Here is a 327-nt window from a genome sequence, read left to right on the forward strand (position 1 = left end):
ACCGATGACCTTGCATGGTTCGCTCCCGTTTCCTAAACGGCAGATGGCTATTTTCGGCCCGATTATTGAGGCCCTTGTGCGACCAATGGTCAAGGCCGGGTGCCACTTCTGCCTTTGCTGCACCGTAGGAGCGGAGCTTATCGGTGATGATCCGTTTGGGAGCAAAGCCATAGCGCTTCATTAACGCCACAAGCAATCGCTTTGCCGCCCTTTTATCACGCCGCTTCTGCAAGATTTCTTCGAGAACGGAGCCATGTTGATCCACCGCACGCCAAAGCCAGAATTTTTCTCCAGCGCATTTGACGACCACTTCGTCCAAATACCAAA

Annotated in this window: 1 protein-coding gene; it reads right to left on the reverse strand. The window is 52.9% G+C overall.

Annotated features, from left to right (window positions below; all coding sequences use genetic code 11):
- A partial coding sequence (locus HWD97_RS24310) for a transposase (protein WP_371835817.1) occupies positions 1 to 327 on the reverse strand: 327 nt, incomplete at both ends.

This window comes from Ochrobactrum sp. C6C9 (genome assembly GCF_022627935.1).
GTDB classification, from domain to species: domain Bacteria; phylum Pseudomonadota; class Alphaproteobacteria; order Rhizobiales; family Rhizobiaceae; genus Brucella; species Brucella teleogrylli.